At 55.5% G+C, this 15,278-nt stretch carries 17 protein-coding genes; 7 read left to right on the top strand and 10 right to left on the bottom strand.

The features are described 5' to 3' along the window. Positions 1-74 precede the first annotated feature (74 nt). Positions 75-857 (top strand): alpha/beta hydrolase, encoded by a 783-nt coding sequence (locus H7849_RS13040; protein WP_186739751.1) that lies wholly within the window; start codon positions 75-77, stop codon positions 855-857. An 816-nt stretch (positions 858-1,673) separates the two neighbouring features. Here H7849_RS13040 and H7849_RS13035 read toward each other — a convergent pair. After that, positions 1,674-2,282: a TetR/AcrR family transcriptional regulator gene (locus H7849_RS13035; protein WP_186739749.1), complete on the bottom strand. Its 609-nt coding sequence runs from the start codon at positions 2,280-2,282 to the stop codon at positions 1,674-1,676. A 162-nt stretch (positions 2,283-2,444) separates the two neighbouring features. Between H7849_RS13035 and H7849_RS13030 the strand changes: the two genes are divergently transcribed. After that, on the top strand, positions 2,445-3,575 hold the full coding sequence (locus tag H7849_RS13030; RefSeq protein ID WP_186739747.1) for an alkene reductase: 1,131 nt from the start codon (positions 2,445-2,447) through the stop codon (positions 3,573-3,575). Between the two features lie 81 nt (positions 3,576-3,656). Beyond that, the gene (locus H7849_RS13025) at positions 3,657-4,400 is read left to right on the top strand and encodes a glucose 1-dehydrogenase (RefSeq protein WP_186739745.1); all 744 of its coding nucleotides are present in this window, start codon (positions 3,657-3,659) and stop codon (positions 4,398-4,400) included. A 262-nt stretch (positions 4,401-4,662) separates the two neighbouring features. Here H7849_RS13025 and H7849_RS13020 read toward each other — a convergent pair whose 3' ends face one another. After that, positions 4,663-5,118 (bottom strand): VOC family protein, encoded by a 456-nt coding sequence (locus H7849_RS13020; RefSeq protein WP_186739743.1) that lies wholly within the window; start codon positions 5,116-5,118, stop codon positions 4,663-4,665. A gap of 143 nt (positions 5,119-5,261) precedes the next feature. Next, positions 5,262-5,645 carry an ArsR/SmtB family transcription factor gene (locus H7849_RS13015; protein ID WP_186739741.1) on the bottom strand — a complete coding sequence of 128 codons (384 nt, stop codon included), beginning with the start codon at positions 5,643-5,645 and terminating at the stop codon, positions 5,262-5,264. Between the two features lie 169 nt (positions 5,646-5,814). On the opposite strand from H7849_RS13015, the gene H7849_RS13010 reads away from it, so the two are divergent. After that, positions 5,815-6,561, top strand: a complete 747-nt coding sequence (locus H7849_RS13010; RefSeq protein WP_186739739.1) for a glucose 1-dehydrogenase — start codon at positions 5,815-5,817, stop codon at positions 6,559-6,561. A gap of 83 nt (positions 6,562-6,644) precedes the next feature. Continuing rightward, positions 6,645-7,376, top strand: a complete 732-nt coding sequence (locus H7849_RS13005) for an SDR family NAD(P)-dependent oxidoreductase (RefSeq protein ID WP_186739738.1) — start codon at positions 6,645-6,647, stop codon at positions 7,374-7,376. A 91-nt stretch (positions 7,377-7,467) separates the two neighbouring features. Here the strand turns inward: H7849_RS13005 and H7849_RS13000 are convergent, their stop codons facing one another. The 4 genes from H7849_RS13000 to H7849_RS12985 all read right to left on the bottom strand — a co-directional run bounded on the left by H7849_RS13000 (position 7,468) and on the right by H7849_RS12985 (position 9,385). Then, complete coding sequence (locus tag H7849_RS13000; RefSeq protein WP_251106250.1) at positions 7,468-7,857, bottom strand: YciI family protein; 390 nt, start codon at positions 7,855-7,857, stop codon at positions 7,468-7,470. A gap of 36 nt (positions 7,858-7,893) precedes the next feature. Continuing rightward, a complete protein-coding gene (locus tag H7849_RS12995; protein ID WP_186739737.1) occupies positions 7,894-8,295 on the bottom strand; it encodes a YciI family protein in 402 nt (133 codons plus the stop codon). 66 nt (positions 8,296-8,361) lie between these two features. After that, on the bottom strand, positions 8,362-8,922 hold the full coding sequence (locus H7849_RS12990) for a dihydrofolate reductase family protein (RefSeq protein ID WP_186739736.1): 561 nt from the start codon (positions 8,920-8,922) through the stop codon (positions 8,362-8,364). Positions 8,923-9,007: 85 nt separating this feature from the next. Then, on the bottom strand, positions 9,008-9,385 hold the full coding sequence (locus tag H7849_RS12985; RefSeq protein ID WP_186739735.1) for a YciI family protein: 378 nt from the start codon (positions 9,383-9,385) through the stop codon (positions 9,008-9,010). 530 nt (positions 9,386-9,915) lie between these two features. Here H7849_RS12985 and H7849_RS12980 point away from each other — a divergent pair. Together H7849_RS12980 and H7849_RS12975 are read left to right on the top strand one after the other, a co-directional pair. Then, positions 9,916-10,263 carry an ArsR/SmtB family transcription factor gene (locus H7849_RS12980; RefSeq protein WP_251106249.1) on the top strand — a complete coding sequence of 116 codons (348 nt, stop codon included), beginning with the start codon at positions 9,916-9,918 and terminating at the stop codon, positions 10,261-10,263. Beyond that, complete coding sequence (locus tag H7849_RS12975; RefSeq protein WP_186739734.1) at positions 10,244-10,753, top strand: SRPBCC family protein; 510 nt, start codon at positions 10,244-10,246, stop codon at positions 10,751-10,753. The genes H7849_RS12980 and H7849_RS12975 overlap by 20 nt, the downstream gene beginning before the upstream one ends. A gap of 250 nt (positions 10,754-11,003) precedes the next feature. Here H7849_RS12975 and H7849_RS12970 read toward each other — a convergent pair whose 3' ends face one another. The 3 genes from H7849_RS12970 to ppk1 all read right to left on the bottom strand — a co-directional run bounded on the left by H7849_RS12970 (position 11,004) and on the right by ppk1 (position 15,259). Next, positions 11,004-12,236 (bottom strand): RNA polymerase sigma factor, encoded by a 1,233-nt coding sequence (locus tag H7849_RS12970; protein ID WP_186739733.1) that lies wholly within the window; start codon positions 12,234-12,236, stop codon positions 11,004-11,006. Positions 12,237-12,472: 236 nt separating this feature from the next. Then, positions 12,473-12,862, bottom strand: a complete 390-nt coding sequence (locus H7849_RS12965; RefSeq protein WP_251106248.1) for a DUF1801 domain-containing protein — start codon at positions 12,860-12,862, stop codon at positions 12,473-12,475. A gap of 282 nt (positions 12,863-13,144) precedes the next feature. Next, positions 13,145-15,259, bottom strand: coding sequence for a polyphosphate kinase 1 (gene ppk1 / locus H7849_RS12960; protein ID WP_186739732.1), 2,115 nt, complete (start codon positions 15,257-15,259; stop codon positions 13,145-13,147). Positions 15,260-15,278 lie beyond the last annotated feature (19 nt).

The raw sequence follows: 15,278 nt of genomic DNA, 5'->3' as shown, positions 1-15,278 counted from the left end.
TTATTAACGTTCCAGGAGCTTAAAACCAGCACAAGGAGATCCTGGCCGAGGAAGGCCGGACCCTTGGAGGAAGAATGAGGTTTCAAAAATATCTGTGGCGACTGCTCCCCGCTGTTGCCCTTGTGTTCACCGGCTTAATCGCCCGCGCTCAAACGACTAGTGAGACCGCCATCAAGAACATAGTGCTCGTTCACGGTGGCTTCGTCGATGGCTCCGGATGGGAAAGCGTGTACGAGATACTCACAAAGAAGGGCTACCACGTCACGGTCGTGCAAAACCCCACAATCTCTCTTGCGGATGATGTTGCAGTGACAAAGCGAGCCATCGACGCGCAGGACGGCCCTGTGATCCTCGTCGGCCATTCGTATGGAGGTGTGGTGATCAGCTCGGCGGGAGACGATCCGAAAGTAATCGGGCTTGTTTACATCTGTGCTTTCGCAGCGGAAACCGGCGATTCCGTCCTCTCTCTCATCAAGACGGCTCCGGCGAACGCACCAGCTCCCCCAATTTTGCCACCACAGGACGGCTTCCTGTTTCTTGACCGCCAGAAGTTTGCAGCATCCTTCGCTGCTGACGTAAAGCCCGAGAATGCAGATTTCATGGCCAATTCTCAGGTGCCGTGGGGATTAGCGGCGGCAAGTGCCGGGGCCACAGCGGCTGCCTGGAAGACGAAGCCGAGTTGGTATTTGCTTACTACAGAAGATCATATGATCGCCCCGGAACTTCAGCGATTCATGTCGAAGCGAGCCGGTTCCAAGGTGGTTGAGATCAAGGGAAGCCATGCGATCTATATCTCTCGGCCCGATGCGGTTGCGTCCATCATTGAGCTGGCTGCGGATGGGACTGCCGCCAGGTAAGAATCAAATCAGTTGCTAGAGCTTGGCCAGTTCGATGGCCACAGCGGATTTTGGTCGGCTCCGAAAGATGAGCCAAGCTCTAGCTCCCTCTTGCTGCTGGATATTCGTCAATAGTTAGTGACTGACAATAAGTAACGACAAACGCGCATGTGGGTATGCAGGGGCCCCCATATTTTGTAAATTAGCCAGAATCAGGAATTTAGCCCGCACGCATTTGCAGGGTCCGATCTAAAAATCAGTGGACCGTCCTGGAGCCGCTTCTCTTCGATCTTCCAGGGGTCTTCTTGGAAGGTAAACGGCCTGGTTCACCCCTATATTTTGTAAATTCGCCAGAATCAGGAATTTAGCCCGCATCCATTTTGCAGGGTCCCATCGAAGCATCAGAAGGCTGTCCTGAGCGGATTCTCTCTTCGATCTTCCAGGGCCTGCACGGAGGTCAGAACGGTCTGGAACCCTCCCCCTATATTTGTAAATTAGCCAGAATCAGGAATTTAGACTGCGAATCGGCTGAAGCAGTTTTGAAAACTAAGAAGCCCGCTTTCAATGGCGGCCTTTTGATGTCTCTATTTCAATTTTAGCAAAATCGACCGTAATTCTACGCCACTGCTCGTTGCAACGAATATTATTATCGAGCCCGCTCATTCCATAATGGGAAGAGTTCTGTTGTCGGCAGACCTCTCTCGCCGGGAAAGGGTCATCGGGGAGCGGGCGCCATCACTTCCCACAAGCTGACTTCCGAGGACCAATCTGTCGTCGGCGATTTGGCGATTTGTTGGCAACAAACGAGATTCGCCGGTCACGATTGCTTCCCACAAGTTAAGGTGGACAGTCGCGCGAAGCGCGATCCTTCCCGCCAAGCCCCTTCATCGCTCGCCGAAAAATCCTATCAACATATGCGTTCGAAAGCGCACCTGTCCCCATCTGCAAACGGTAGTAGATCGGTCCGTACAGAATGTCGATAACATCGGCCGGATCAATATCCGCAGACATCTCTCCCTGTCGAATCGCTTCCTCGACAACAGCGATCCCCAGTTTGCGCCGAGGCATCGTCCATCGCTCGCGAAACGCCCTGGCTAACTCCGGATCGAACTGTGCCTCCGCCAGCAGCGCCCTGACCAGCGCACCATCGTCCCCCCGGAAAGACCTCGCCATCGCACGCATCTGCAAGCGGATGCTCTCCGTCGCACTCTGGGCCTTCGGAAACAGAGACCCCGACCCGACCCTGTCCGTGAAGGCGTCCATCACAACGGCTGCCTTGTTAGGCCAGCGACGGTAGATGGTGGCCTTGCTCACGCCCGCGGTGGCGGCAATCGATTCAACGCTCACCGCGCGAAATCCAACCTGAAGTACAAGATCGTAGGTAGTTTGCAGGATGGCCCGATGAAGTTTCTCGTCTCGCGGCCGTCCGCCCGGAGCAGATCGCATAGAAGCAAGCATATACGGGAATTCAAAGAATCCAGTAAAAAACATGAATCGATACGATGCGTACCGTATCTTATACACCGGCAGCGGCAGGAAAGTTGATGTGCAGACTGCTACCAGGCGCCACTTCTAAGAATCAAAGTAGAGCCCGGCGAAAGGAACTCCATGTCAAATACAGCAAAGAAACTCTTCACTCCGGTTCAGCTTGGCCCCCTTGAGTTGAAGCATCGCGTCATCATGGCGCCGCTCACGCGTTCACGATCAACACAACCTGGCGATATTCCCAGCGATCTGATGCTCAAGTACTACACACAGCGTGCCTCCGACGGCGGTCTCATCATCTCGGAAGCCACAAGCATCTCCACCACCGGCCGCGGCTGGTACGGTGCTCCCGGCCTCTATACCGACGAGCAAGTGCGCGGTTGGAAGCGCATCGTCGACGCCGTCCACGCAAAGGGTGGCTCTATGTTTTCGCAACTATGGCACACCGGCCGCTCCTCCAACATCGAGACAACCGGCGGTACGCAGCCTGTCTCCGCCTCCGTCAACCCCGCTTATTGGAACGACACATCGCACCTTGTCTCCGCTCCCAACGGCTGGGTCCAACCCTCACCTCATCGCGCGCTCGAAACCGCTGAAATCGCTGGCATTGTCGAGGACTACCGCAAGGCTGCCGAACGCGCTAAGGCCGCAGGGTTTGACGGTGTGGAACTGCACTCCGGAAACGGCTATCTGCCCGATCAGTTTTTGCAGGACGGCAGCAACAAACGAGCCGACGCCTACGGAGGCTCCATCGAGAACCGCTCGCGCTTCCTCCTCGAAGTCGTCGATGCAATGGTGTCGGTTTGGGGCGGCGACCGCGTGGCCGTACGAATCGCTCCAAGTGGAACCTGGAACGGAATGTCCGACAGCAACCCGAAGGCCTTCTTCTCATACGTCGCCGAGCAGCTGAACCGGTTCGGCCTCGCGTACCTCCACATCATCGAGCCTCGCGTAAAAGGCAACGTCGTCATCGCCGAAGGCCAGGCGCCCGTCGCAGCGCAGCTACTGCGAACGATCTTCAAAGGTAAAATCATCGCTGCTGGCGGCTTCGAACCAGACACCGCGGAGGAGGTCATCGAAAAGGGTGATGCCGACGCCGTAGCCTTCGGCCGTCACTTTGTCTCCAACCCCGATCTGCCAAAGCGGATCGAGCTCGGAGTACCGCTCAACCAGTACGACCGCAATACCTTCTACACCTTCGACGCCCACGGCTATATCGACTACCCGTTCTACGAAGACCGCGCATCAGCCTAAGCGCCAAAGAAGCCCGGTACCACTACTGGACGAACCAGGTCGGTGGATCGACGATCCACAGGCAATCGAAAGGAGTTTCAAATGAGCAAGCTAAACGGCAAGGTAGCAGTCATTACGGGCGGGTCAAAAGGAATCGGGGCCGCAATCGCCAAATCATTCGCCGCAGAGGGCGCATCCGTCGTCGTGAACTACGCGTCCAGCAAGGCCGGAGCGGAGAAGGTTGTCGCTGCGATCACCGCTGCGGGCGGCAAAGCTATCGCTGTGGGCGGTGACATCACGAAGGCTGCTGAAGCTCAAGGCGTCATTGATGCCGCAATCAAGAACTATGGACGGCTCGACATCCTCGTCAACAACTCCGGTATCTACGAGTTCCTTCCCATTGAGCAGATCACCGAGGAGCACTTTCACAAGCATTTCAACCTCAATGTACTCGCCCTGCTGCTCACGACGCAGGCAGCCGTGAAGCACATGGGTGAGGGAGCCAGCATCATCAACGTCGGCTCCAACATTACGCGCCTCAAGCCTGCAACCACCGCGGTGTATACCGGGACCAAAGGTGCGGTCGACGTAATAACCTCAGTGCTCGCCAAGGAACTTGGTTCGAGGAAGATTCGTGTCAACTCCCTCAATCCTGGCCTTGTCGAAACTGAAGGCACTCATGCCGTTGGCGTCATCAACTCAGACTTCGAGAGGGCGCTCGTCTCCCAAACGCCGCTTGGTCGCATCGGCCAACCCGGGGATATAGCTGCGGTCGCCGTCTTCCTGGCTTCGGACGACTCCAACTGGGTTACCGGCGAGGTGCTTCCTGTCGGTGGCGGTCTCTGATCGATACACTGAGAGAGATTCAGTAAGCTGCTTACGTTCACAACGAACGAGAAACAGGCGTTTCGCATAAATAGGCATATTTCGAATTGTCGACCTAAAGGCGAATCTCGATGAGTGCAATCACCAATGCACTCATCGACCACGGCCCGTTTCGCTTTTGGATCATTAGTCCTGTTAAACGCGCATGTGGGTAGTGACTCGGTTGGTGAACAGACGACTTCTCCATACAAATGTTCTGACTGGAAATGGCTAGAGAAGGCTCTCAGTCCTCGCGCGCGGCGGCTTCCAACGCGGGTAGGTCCATCTTGATCATCCCCATCATGGCTTCCATCGCTTTGGGGTGACTGATCAACTCGCCGATATTGCGTGGCACGATCTGCCAGCATAGGCCGAAGCGGTCTGTGAGCCAGCCGCAGGCCATGGGTTTGCCGCCTTCGAGCAACTTGCCCCAGTAGCTGTCGATCTCTTCCTGGGAGTCGCAGCGGACGAAGAACGAGAAGGCGGGGTTGAGCTGATACGAGGGGCCGCCGTTGAGAAAGACCATCTCCTGACCCTCAAGCTCGATCGTAATCGTGGCAATCTTGCCCACGGGCCAAGGACCTACGCCTTTGGAACGCACCTCATCGAGCTTGCGCGCATGCGGGAAGACGCTCAGGTAAAACTCGGCAGCCTCTTCAGCGTTGTCATTGAACCAGAGGAATGGCGCAACTTTGTTCATGGCTGGCATCGTAGCAGACAGGAGGTCACTTCCGACAAGCTGGCTTTACTGAACGGATCCCTCGCCAGCGATTGGTTCAGCAGACACCTGCGAGGCAGCACGTGCCATAAGAGTTTCGTTGCGCCCTGAACTCTGCATCTTCGTTACTTATTTTTCGTTTTCTTCGTTGCCCGTCCGGAAGGCTTTTTCGCAGCTTCGTCCTTTAATTGAATGGTATGTGCGTTGACGATCGCGCGAATCAGTCCCGGAAAGCGTTGCTCGATCTCCGCGCAGCGCGAGGTGTTATGCACTTCGACGCCGCGCCGTTCTCCGCGGATCAGCCCTGCCTCTCTCAGCGCTCTGAAGTGCTGCGAGAGCGTGGACTTAGGGATCGTCTTGTCGCTGACAGTCAAGAATGTCGAGCAGTTTTGCGAGCACTCCTGCGACACGATATCTGCGTAGATAGCCACGCGTATCGGGTCGGACAAGGCGTGAAGGATTCCCTCAACCGTCACGTCTTCGACCGCGGGATGGTACAGGGGCCGCATGACTATAAGAGTAGTCAGGGAATAAAAACGGTTCAATAGTTCAAAAATACGGAACTAATGAATCCTTCTTCAGACGACCTCATCTACTCTTCAGAATACGCAAGGGGCGGCCGAGTGAGGCAGCCATGAAGGCTTGGAATCAGTCTGGTTCCGGAAAAGAGATAAAGATATGAGTAAGCTCACAGGTAAAGTTGCAGTTGTTACGGGTGCCTCCAAAGGTATCGGAGCCGCCATCGCCAAATCACTCGCCGCTGAAGGCGCTTCCATCATCGTCAATTATGCCTCCAGCAAGGCGGGCGCCGACGCGGTCGTTGGCGCCATCGCCGCTGCCGGTGGCAAGGCCGTGGCCGTTGGCGGAGATGTCTCGAAAGCCGCAGAGGCACAGGGCCTGATCGACGCAGCCATCAAGAACTTCGGCCGCCTCGATATCCTGGTCAACAACTCGGGTGTGTATGAATTCTCACCCATCGAAGCGGTCACTGAAGAGCAGTTCCACAAGATCTTTAACATCAACGTGCTCGGTGTATTGCTTACCACGCAGGCCGCCACCAAGCACCTTCGTGAAGGCTCCAGCATCATCAACATCGGCTCCGGCGTCAGCCGCATCACTCCACCGAACAGCGCGGTCTACACGGCGACGAAGGGTGCGCTCGATGCCATTACCGGTGTGCTTGCCAGGGAGCTTGGCGCGAAAAAGATCCGCGTCAACTCTGTAAATCCCGGCGTCGTCGAAACCGAAGGCACACACAGTGCCGGCGTTATCGGCTCAGACTTCGAAAAGGCGCTCATCCAGCAGACGCCGCTCGGTCGCGCTGGCCAGCCCGATGATATCGCTAGAGTTGTCACTTTCCTCGCCTCCGAGGATGCGAAGTGGCTTACCGGCGAAGTTATCATTGCCAGCGGCGGCCTCCGCTAATCCCCTGGCACACGGTCCGCTGCTAAGTGCGATGCGGCAGCGGGCCTTCGCATCGACCCCAACAACATTCGAAGGAGAGAATCATGGGAAAGCTCGAAGGAAAAGTAGCCGTTATCACTGCGGCAACTTCTGGGATGGCGCTCGCAACGGCGAAACTCTTTGTTGAAGAGGGCGCGTACGTGTTTATCACGGGGCGTCGCAAGGATAAGCTGGATGAAGCCGTAAAGCTCATCGGAAGGAACGTGACCGGTGTGCAGGGCGATGCGGCGAATCTGGCCGATCTCGACCGGCTGTATGAGACTGTCAAACGCGAGAAGGGTAAAATCGATATTCTTTTCGCCAGTGCAGGTCAGGGCGAGCTCGCTAAGCTCGAAGAGGTCACGGAAGAGCACTTCGACAAGACCTTCGATTTGAACGTGCGCGGCACCCTTTTCACCGTACAGAAAGCGCTGCCGCTGTTCAACGACAACGGCTCGATTTTCATGAACGGATCGATCGCTAGCATCAAAGGGTTTCCGGCCTTCGGCGTCTACAGCGCCAGCAAGGCGGCTGTGCGCTCTTTCGCTCGTACCTGGCTGCTGGAACTAAAAGAACGTAGAATTCGGGTGAACATTCTCAGTCCTGGCACAATCGACACGCCGATCCTCGATCCTCTCGGCACCGAAGCCAAGGAGTTCTTCAAGTCACAGATACCACGCGGCGAGATGGGACGACCAGAAGAGATTGCGACTGTGGCCCTCTTTTTGGCCTCCAGCGATTCCAGTTTCGTCAACGGAGTCGAGCTCTTTGTAGATGGCGGCACCGCTCAGATCTAACCACGAAACTCCGTAGTCGCGGAGCGAATCGGAGGGACCCGTTCCCGGTAGGCTGTATAGGCTCTCGGGAATGAGTCCTTTGTGGCGGCTCTCACCTCGAGGCATCCCTTCGCCGCCGCTGCTCGCTCTCCTTCATCATTTCGTTCAAATCCGCAACCGGCCGTATCTCAATCGGTCCAAGTCCATACTTAAAGCCCGGGAGCTCTGAGACAAGCTGAATGGCGTGATTGAGGTCTCGCGCCTCAAGGATTTGAGTGCCGCCGAGTTGTTCTTTGGTTTCCGCATAGGGGCCGTCGGTCACCGCGACTTTGCCGTTCTTCCAGTACAGGGTGGACGCGGTCTCCGGAGGCTGAAGAGCTAGTTCGGCAACAAGATGTCCTTTGGCGCGCAGATGGTCATTGTGCTCAAAGCATTCGTCGAGCACTGCGTGTCGCTCGTCCTCGGTCGTCCCTTCGAATTTTCCTGGCTCGATGTATCCCAAACAGATGTATTTCGTTGTCCTTCTCCTTCGTCAGTCTCAGCGTGCGGTGTTCTGTCGCCGTCGCTGCTCACTTGCTTTCATGATTTCGCTCATGTCTCCCACTGGTCGTATCTCCCACAACGTTCCGTACTTCAGGGCCGGATGCTGCGACATGAGTTGTACAGCATGATTCATGTCCCGCGCCTCAAGCACGCCAAGGCCGCCGAGCTGCTCCTTGGTTTCCGCGTAGGGACCGTCGGTCGTCGCGACTTTGCCGTCCTTCCAAGACAGGGTCAAGGCGGTTTCCGCAGGCTGAAGAGCCGTTCCTCCGGTCGAATGCCCGTTGGCGCGAAGATGGTCGTCGTATTCAAAGCATGCATCGAACATGGCGTTTCGCTCGCTCTCAGGCATGCCATCGAATTTTTCTTTGTCGTAGTAGCCGAGACAGATGTATTTCATGGTTCTTCTCCTTCTTCATCTCTTCCGGGGTGGAAGCCAGCGTCACAGCGGTCGCAGATTTTTCTGTCACTGTTTCAAGTAACGAAGCGCAACAGATCCTGATTTTAAAAAAGTCGTTGACTCGACAAGTTTTAAGTGCAGTTTCTCCGGCAGGCTAACACCTTCCAACAACCGTCTTCCTTCTCCTACGATGTTTGGCCTAACGACAAACCGATATTCATCCACTAGACCAAGCTCGATCAGTTGTGAAGGAATATCCACGCCACCGACTAAAATATTTTTGCCTTGTTCCTGTTTCAATTTAAGTATTTCGTCGCGAAGGTTTCCGCGAACAATTCGCGTATTTCCATCTTCGGCGCTATTCAATGATCGCGAAAAAACAACTTTGCGGGTGGAGTCGAATGCCCGGGCAAATTCGATATCTGCTTTTGTCTCAGACGACTGGTTTTTGAGGACGTCAGGCCAATAGGGAACCATCAATTGATAGGTTTTACGCCCAAAGACCTGCAGGTCAACCTCTCGCAAGAGGTTAATAAAATATTCAAGCATCGCTTCATCAGCAACCTGCTTGGTGTGGTCAACGCAGCCATCCAGAGTGATATTGATCGCGAAAATTACATTTCTCATTTGATTGCCCTGACCTTCCCTTGAGCTTCCTCATTTTTTCGTCTCCTTTCGTCGAATGTTCCGAAAATCGCGGCGGTTCGGACTGTTACTTGCTTTCGCCGGGTCCTTGTTCCGGAGCCGGGAAGAAAAGAAGTTCGCGCACCTCGCCGGGTATATCGCAAGCGATGGCAGCCTTCTTCGCCCATGCAAGTGCCTCATCCAGATTGGCGGCTTCCAGTATCCAGAAACCGCCCATGTGCTCCTTGGTCTCGGTGTACGGTCCGTCGGTGACGAGCACCCTGCCGTCGGGCTGCTTCCGCACCGTCTTCGCGTTGGCGGCCGGGGAAATGCCGCAGGCGAACTTCCTGGCGCCGGCAGCAATCAATTCGCGGTTGAGCGCGTGGATCTCTTCCATCATCGCTTCGGTTACGGTGGACGGGTCGAAGTTGTCGGGGATGTAATTACAAACCAGATATTGTGGCATGACTTTTTCTCCTGTAACGTTCATTTCCGCTGGGTAGGGGACAGCAGCACCGCCTCGCGCTGGCGACGGTTCATCCTATAGTCGTCGCTCATAGAGAAAATCGACAGCAGCAACGAATTATTTTTTATCTAAAATTGCAACCCATCTCATAAATGCACTCAAGCCGGTTTTTTGGCACGTGATTCGCAGATAACTTCCGTATTGCCGGTGATACGCCAACTGGGTGAAATCAAGTGGCTCTTTGGCGAATGCATCAACAGGATCTCAGTCGATGACGATGTGATTACTCTCGTAAACAGTCGTCTGGCAAAGATCACTTGCCCAACAGGGCGGTGAGACACCGAGAAGGTTCCAGAGACAATCCGCATTCCTCCTGCCCCTGATGCCAGCGCCATAGCCCTTGCCGGCTCGCCCCTCCTGCGCAGAGTATCAATCAGCACAGGTGTCAGGGTTCAGAGATCAGGGAACAGAAATCAAGAATCGCAAAATTCACACTTGACATTGACCAGACAATACACAACCATAGGGTTGTGGATAATCTGGGTACAACATTTGCGGCTTTGTCTGATCCAACCCGCCGGGCAATGATCGAACGACTCTCCCATGGGCCAGCCTCTGTGCATGGATTGACGGAACCGTTTGCACTCTCGCAGCAGATGATTTCAAAACATATTGCCTACCTGGTGCGGGCGCGGATTGTGATCAAGACGAAGCGTGGACGAGAGAGTGTGTGCACGCTTAGGCCAGAGGCGATCAAGACAGTCAGCGACTGGGCGATTAGCTATCGACGATTCTGGGAAGAGAGTTTCGACAAACTGGAAGTAGTTGTAAATCAAATGAAGAAAGAGGAGGCCAGAGATGGCAGAAAACACGGTTAGCGAAATTGAGCGGATGGTCGTTACAAGAGTTTTTGATGCCCCACGCGAGTTGGTTTGGAAGGCGTGGACAGACCCGAAGTACATCATGCAGTGGTGGGGACCGAAGGGCTTTACTGTGCCGGTTTGTGAGATGGATTTTCGCGTTGGAGGAAAACTTCTCTGCCGCACGAAGACGCCGGATGGGCAGGAGTTCTGGAATGCGGTTGAATACCACGAGATTGTTCCGTACGAGAAGATCGTTTCCTTGATGTACTTTTCCGACTCGAAGGGGAACAAGGTTGACCCTGCACAATTAGGAATCGAGCATGAGGCTATCGACGGTGCGTACGACGTGACCACCTTTGAGGATCTCGGAAACGGCCAGACGAAACTCACCTTCATTGGAAATGAACCCATGGAGAGCGCGAAAAATAGCGGTCAAATGGACGGCTGGATCGAGATACTCGATAAGGTTGCCGCAGTCGTTGCGGGGCTGGTGCAGGCGAAATAAGAAGTTGATGCTTTGACGATCGTCATGCGCGAGATACAGCTGAGGCTAGCGGCGAAGGCTTGGTTAGAACAGGCTTCTCGCCGCTCGGCCGAATAGTCGCCTTTCCCGATAAGTGACCCTTGGCTCAACTGTTGACTTCAGGCCTTAGCGCTCATTGACAGAGTTGTAGTTGGTTTGTTTGTCGGCTATCCGGAAGTAACTCTGCCACGGCTTCGCCTACCAGAGGCATTTATGAGATGGGTTGAAGTTTTTATTTCAAATCCTCGAGCCGGCGGGCGAGAAAACGGCGCTCCGGTTCCTGCCGCGCCAGGGCGAGTGCCTTCTCATACGAAGCACGGGCCTCCGGAATCCGCCCTAATCTTCGGCACAGGTCCGCACGGGCAGAGTGCGCGAGGTGATAGTGAGAGAGGTGCTCGCGCGCCAGCAAGTCATCGATCAGACAAAGACCCTGCTCCGGACCTTCGCACATGGCAATGGCCACTGCTCGGTTCAGTTCAACAACCGGGGATGGCTGGATCCGAAGCAACCGGTCGTAGAGCAGCGTGATCTGACGCCAGTCCGTGGATGCCGGGGAGGAACTCTCGGCGTGAACGGCTGCTATGGCCGCCTGCAGAGTGTAGGCGCCGAAGCGCCGCGATTGAAGAGCGCTTTCGGTGAGCGAAATGCCTTGCGCGATCTGCTCCCTGTTCCACAATGACCGATTCTGATCGTCCAGCAGGATCAAGTCTCCGTCAGGCGAGGTGCGGGCGGCGCGGCGCGACTCCTGCAGCAGCATGAGCCCCACGAGGCCCATCACCTCAGGTTCCGGAAGCAGGTCGAGCAGGAGCCTGCCCAGACGGATCGCTTCGCGGCTGAGTGCGGCGCCTGTCGTTTCAGCCGAGTATCCCTCGTTGAAGATCAGATATACGACCAGGAGGACGGCTCCCAACCGGGCCGGCAATTCCGCGGAGACTGGCACTTGGTAAGGAATTGCCTTATCGCGGATAACAGCCTTCGCGCGCACAATGCGTTGGGCGAGCGTTGCCGGTGTAACGAGAAATGCCCGGGCAATCTCCTCCGTCGTCAGGCCACAGATTTCGCGCAGGGTGAGTGCAACCTGCCCTTCCGAAGGCAGAGCGGGATGGCAGCAGGTGAAGATCAGGCGGAGGCGATCGTCCTCAATCTCCTCTTCATCGCGGGGCGCTTCGTTGACGCGCTCGATGTAGGCAGCCAGATCTCTCTGTGCTCCGTCGAATCGCACGCGCCGGCGGATCCCATCGATGGCCTTGAAACGTGCCGTAGAAATGAGCCAGGGGCGCGGGTTGTCCGGTACGCCGGTGTGAGGCCACGTGTCCAAGGCAGCGGCGAAGGCCTCATGCATGGCCTCTTCGGCGAGATCCAGATCTCCGAGCAGCCGCACCAGCGTAGCAAGAATCCTGCCCGATTCGGATCGGTAAAGCGTCTCTATGGCTCTGCTGAGATCTTCGGGAACATTCGGCGGCATGCAGGTCAAACTAACAAACGAACGTACTCCATACAACTGCGCCCGGATCGCTGTTTATCCACAATTTCTATAAGAGGCCAATGCGTTGATTGAGGGCGGCCTTGAGCTGGAGCACCAGCATAGGTCCTGGAAAACGCACTTCGCCGATCGCGATACGGATTACGGTCGCTATGCCGAGATTTCGTTACTAATCTAGGTTCACATCCGTCGTCGACCGCTTACGGCGTTTCTCTGGGCTAACCGTTTTCAACCCGCGCCTTTATGTCCGAGTACGCCGTCTCGATGAGCCTGTCGAGCGCTGCCGTGTCTGTGGCCGTTCCCGGTTTCAACTTCACATGGCGCATGAACTTGCCGTTGCCTTGCAACAAGCGGGCTGGATCCGGCAGCGCTGCGCCGTGAAAGAACCCCACGTTTACGTGCGAAGTGAATACATTGACGTAGCCGAAGGGCGCATCGCCCAGACATGCAACCGGACAGCCGTCATGCAAGGTCTCCCGGACTTCGTCCCCGCATTTTCGCATCACCTCAAACCACTCGTGCGCGATGGCTCCCAGTTCGCCTCTATGCTCTTTCATCCATGCATCGATAGCGGGATCGCGTTCGACAGTACCGTTCAGTCGAAACAAGTCCGTTCTCATCATCACTCTATTATCGCTTCCGGATCCATGTTACGTGGCATCACTCGTCGCAAATGGCAATCCGATCACAATTCTCAGGAAGCTCAGCACGGCTCTCGTGTAGTACCCTCGATTTTCATTTAACTGTATGTTTCATATGCTTTCAGCGGCTGTTGCTTCCCGTGCTGCAATGAGCTGGGAATAGTTTGCGCTACTGGGATTTGAAGCGTTGTGTGGATGAAGTGCAGCAAGTCGTTGCGAAGGCGCTTGCCAGAGGCCCGTCGACTCTCCTTAAATCTCAGCCCGGGTGAGGGCCAGGTCCATCAGGGTTTGGTGCGTGCCCATGGCCTCCGGGCCATCGGCTCCTTTCGCCGGACGCTGTTGCGTGTATGTCGCGTCAGATCCCAAAACCCAAGCCTGCCGCTGATCTCGCAGCAAGATATCGAGGATATCCCAGAGGCGCTGTTTTGGTTCTGCGGCAAATACGGGCGTGACCACTTCAATCCGCTTCGAGAGATTGCGGAACATCCAGTCAGCCGATCCGATGAAATATTCGCCTTCCGCAGGATCCTCACTTCCATTGGCGAAATAGAAGATACGCGAATGTTCGAGGAAACGCCCGATAATAGAGCGGACGCGGATGTTCTCAGTGCGGCCGTGCACTCCGGGGCGAAGGCAGCAAAATCCTCGAATGATGAGGTCAATCGCGACTCCTGCCTGTGACGCATCACATAGCGCTTCAATCATCTCCGGGTCTTCCAATTGATTCATTTTGGCGATGATGCGCGCGTGACGACCCTCGCGCTTGTTTTGAATCTCGCGATGGATGAGTTCAAGCAATCGAGGCCGCATGGTCAGCGGAGCCACCAGCAATGCTGTGCAGTTCGGCTGGTCGGCATGGCCGGTGAGATAGTGAAATAGATGAACGGCATCATTTGTAATTCGTGGGTCGCAGGTAAACACGCCAACATCGGCGTAGAGTCGAGCGGTTTTCACGTGATAATTGCCGGTACCGATGTGGACATAGCACCGCAGACCGCTCGCTTCCTGACGGACAACCAGCGCGGTCTTGGCATGTGTCTTAAGACCGCTTACCCCGAATGTAACGTGCGCCCCGGCACGTTCAAGTTCGGTGGCCCAGTGCAAATTGCGCTCTTCGTCGAAACGCGCTTTGATTTCCATGACGCATGCAACCTGCTTGCCTTGCTCCGCCGCGCGAATCAGAGATTTGACAAAGGGCGTGTCATCGCCGATGCGATACGCCATCATCTTGATTGAAACGGTCTGCGGATCGTCAGCCGCAGCGCTGATGAAGTGTTCGACACTCGCATCGAAGCTGTCGTAGGGGTGATGGACAAGGATGTCTCCCGCATGAATGACCGCAAAGATCGACTCTGCTCCGTCTAAAAGCGATGTAGGTGATAGAGGCGTCCACTCGCGGTCGCGCAGTGCAGGCTTCGGCAGCCCCAGAAGTGCAAAGAGCGTAGTGTAATCCACTTCCTCCGGGAGATCGTAGAGGTCTTCTTGTTCAAGACCGAGCCGTTCGCGTAATCGATCCTTAATTTCTGGATCGGCTCCCGGGCCAAATTCAAGCCGGACAACGGGCTCGTAGCGTCGCTGGCGAATCTCTTCTTTCACATGAGCGCGGAAGTCGGCGGAGGAGCTGTCGTCAATGTCGACTTCGGCATCGCGCGTGAGGCGCATGACCGTAACGTCGCTGATTTCCATGCCGCTATAGAGCTTATGCAGATTGGCGCGAACCACTTCAGACAGAGGAACCATCAGCTTTTGACCGGAATCGAGGTCCGCTTCCAGTGACACCCACTGTTTGAGCACCGAAGGAATCTTTACCCGGGCAAACATCGATTCGCCTTTGACTACGTCGCGAAGGCGGAACACCAGCGAGGTAGACAGGTTGGAGATGAAGGGAAAAGGATGGACTGGATCGATGACAAGTGGTGTTAGTGCAGGGCAGAGCTGAGATTCAAAATACTCAGATGCTTCTTCCTGTTGCCGCGGTGTCAACTCGGACCAGTAATGCAGAAAGACTCCTTGCTCAGCCAGGCCAGGGATGATGATTTTCCGATAGCACTCTGCCTGACGCTCAAGCATGGGCAACAACTTCTCGCGAAGCTGGCGCAAAAGCGTGTGTGGCGCATCGCTGGCGCCTTGGCGAAGGACGGATTGGCGCTTCATAAAGAATTCATCGAGGTTCGAGGTGAAGATGGCCAAAAATTTGGCGCGCTCGAGCAGTGGAGTACGCTCGTCGAGAGCCTCGGCGAGGACCCGCTCATTGAAATCGAGCCAGCTCAGATCCCTGTCGATCCATATTTCCGATAGCGACGGAGAAAGACTGGCGTTGAGAGCGCCCCGGTCGCCAATCGAGGCCATGACAGTTGTTGCCATAATGTTCTCCTGAATGTCT

It is taken from the genome of Alloacidobacterium dinghuense (genome assembly GCF_014274465.1).
Classification (GTDB): Bacteria; Acidobacteriota; Terriglobia; order Terriglobales; family Acidobacteriaceae; genus Alloacidobacterium; species Alloacidobacterium dinghuense.
Note: the sequence above shows the minus strand (reverse complement) of the source record. Positions and strands in the feature narration are given on the sequence as shown.

What these genes read in the sequence shown, in the direction of transcription:
- H7849_RS13010 (WP_186739739.1), top strand. Translation starts at nt 5,815, where the DNA reads ATGAGTAAGCTCACAGGTAAAGTTGCAGTTGTTACGGGTGCCTCCAAA.
- H7849_RS12995 (WP_186739737.1), bottom strand. Translation starts at nt 8,295, where the DNA reads ATGAAATACATCTGTCTCGGCTACTACGACAAAGAAAAATTCGATGGC.
- H7849_RS12970 (WP_186739733.1), bottom strand. Translation starts at nt 12,236, where the DNA reads ATGCCGCCGAATGTTCCCGAAGATCTCAGCAGAGCCATAGAGACGCTT.
- H7849_RS13035 (WP_186739749.1), bottom strand. Translation starts at nt 2,282, where the DNA reads ATGCGATCTGCTCCGGGCGGACGGCCGCGAGACGAGAAACTTCATCGG.
- H7849_RS13030 (WP_186739747.1), top strand. Translation starts at nt 2,445, where the DNA reads ATGTCAAATACAGCAAAGAAACTCTTCACTCCGGTTCAGCTTGGCCCC.
- H7849_RS12985 (WP_186739735.1), bottom strand. Translation starts at nt 9,385, where the DNA reads ATGCCACAATATCTGGTTTGTAATTACATCCCCGACAACTTCGACCCG.
- H7849_RS13025 (WP_186739745.1), top strand. Translation starts at nt 3,657, where the DNA reads ATGAGCAAGCTAAACGGCAAGGTAGCAGTCATTACGGGCGGGTCAAAA.
- H7849_RS13015 (WP_186739741.1), bottom strand. Translation starts at nt 5,645, where the DNA reads ATGCGGCCCCTGTACCATCCCGCGGTCGAAGACGTGACGGTTGAGGGA.
- H7849_RS12990 (WP_186739736.1), bottom strand. Translation starts at nt 8,922, where the DNA reads ATGAGAAATGTAATTTTCGCGATCAATATCACTCTGGATGGCTGCGTT.
- H7849_RS13020 (WP_186739743.1), bottom strand. Translation starts at nt 5,118, where the DNA reads ATGAACAAAGTTGCGCCATTCCTCTGGTTCAATGACAACGCTGAAGAG.
- H7849_RS12975 (WP_186739734.1), top strand. Translation starts at nt 10,244, where the DNA reads ATGGCAGAAAACACGGTTAGCGAAATTGAGCGGATGGTCGTTACAAGA.
- H7849_RS13040 (WP_186739751.1), top strand. Translation starts at nt 75, where the DNA reads ATGAGGTTTCAAAAATATCTGTGGCGACTGCTCCCCGCTGTTGCCCTT.
- ppk1 (WP_186739732.1), bottom strand. Translation starts at nt 15,259, where the DNA reads ATGGCAACAACTGTCATGGCCTCGATTGGCGACCGGGGCGCTCTCAAC.
- H7849_RS13005 (WP_186739738.1), top strand. Translation starts at nt 6,645, where the DNA reads ATGGGAAAGCTCGAAGGAAAAGTAGCCGTTATCACTGCGGCAACTTCT.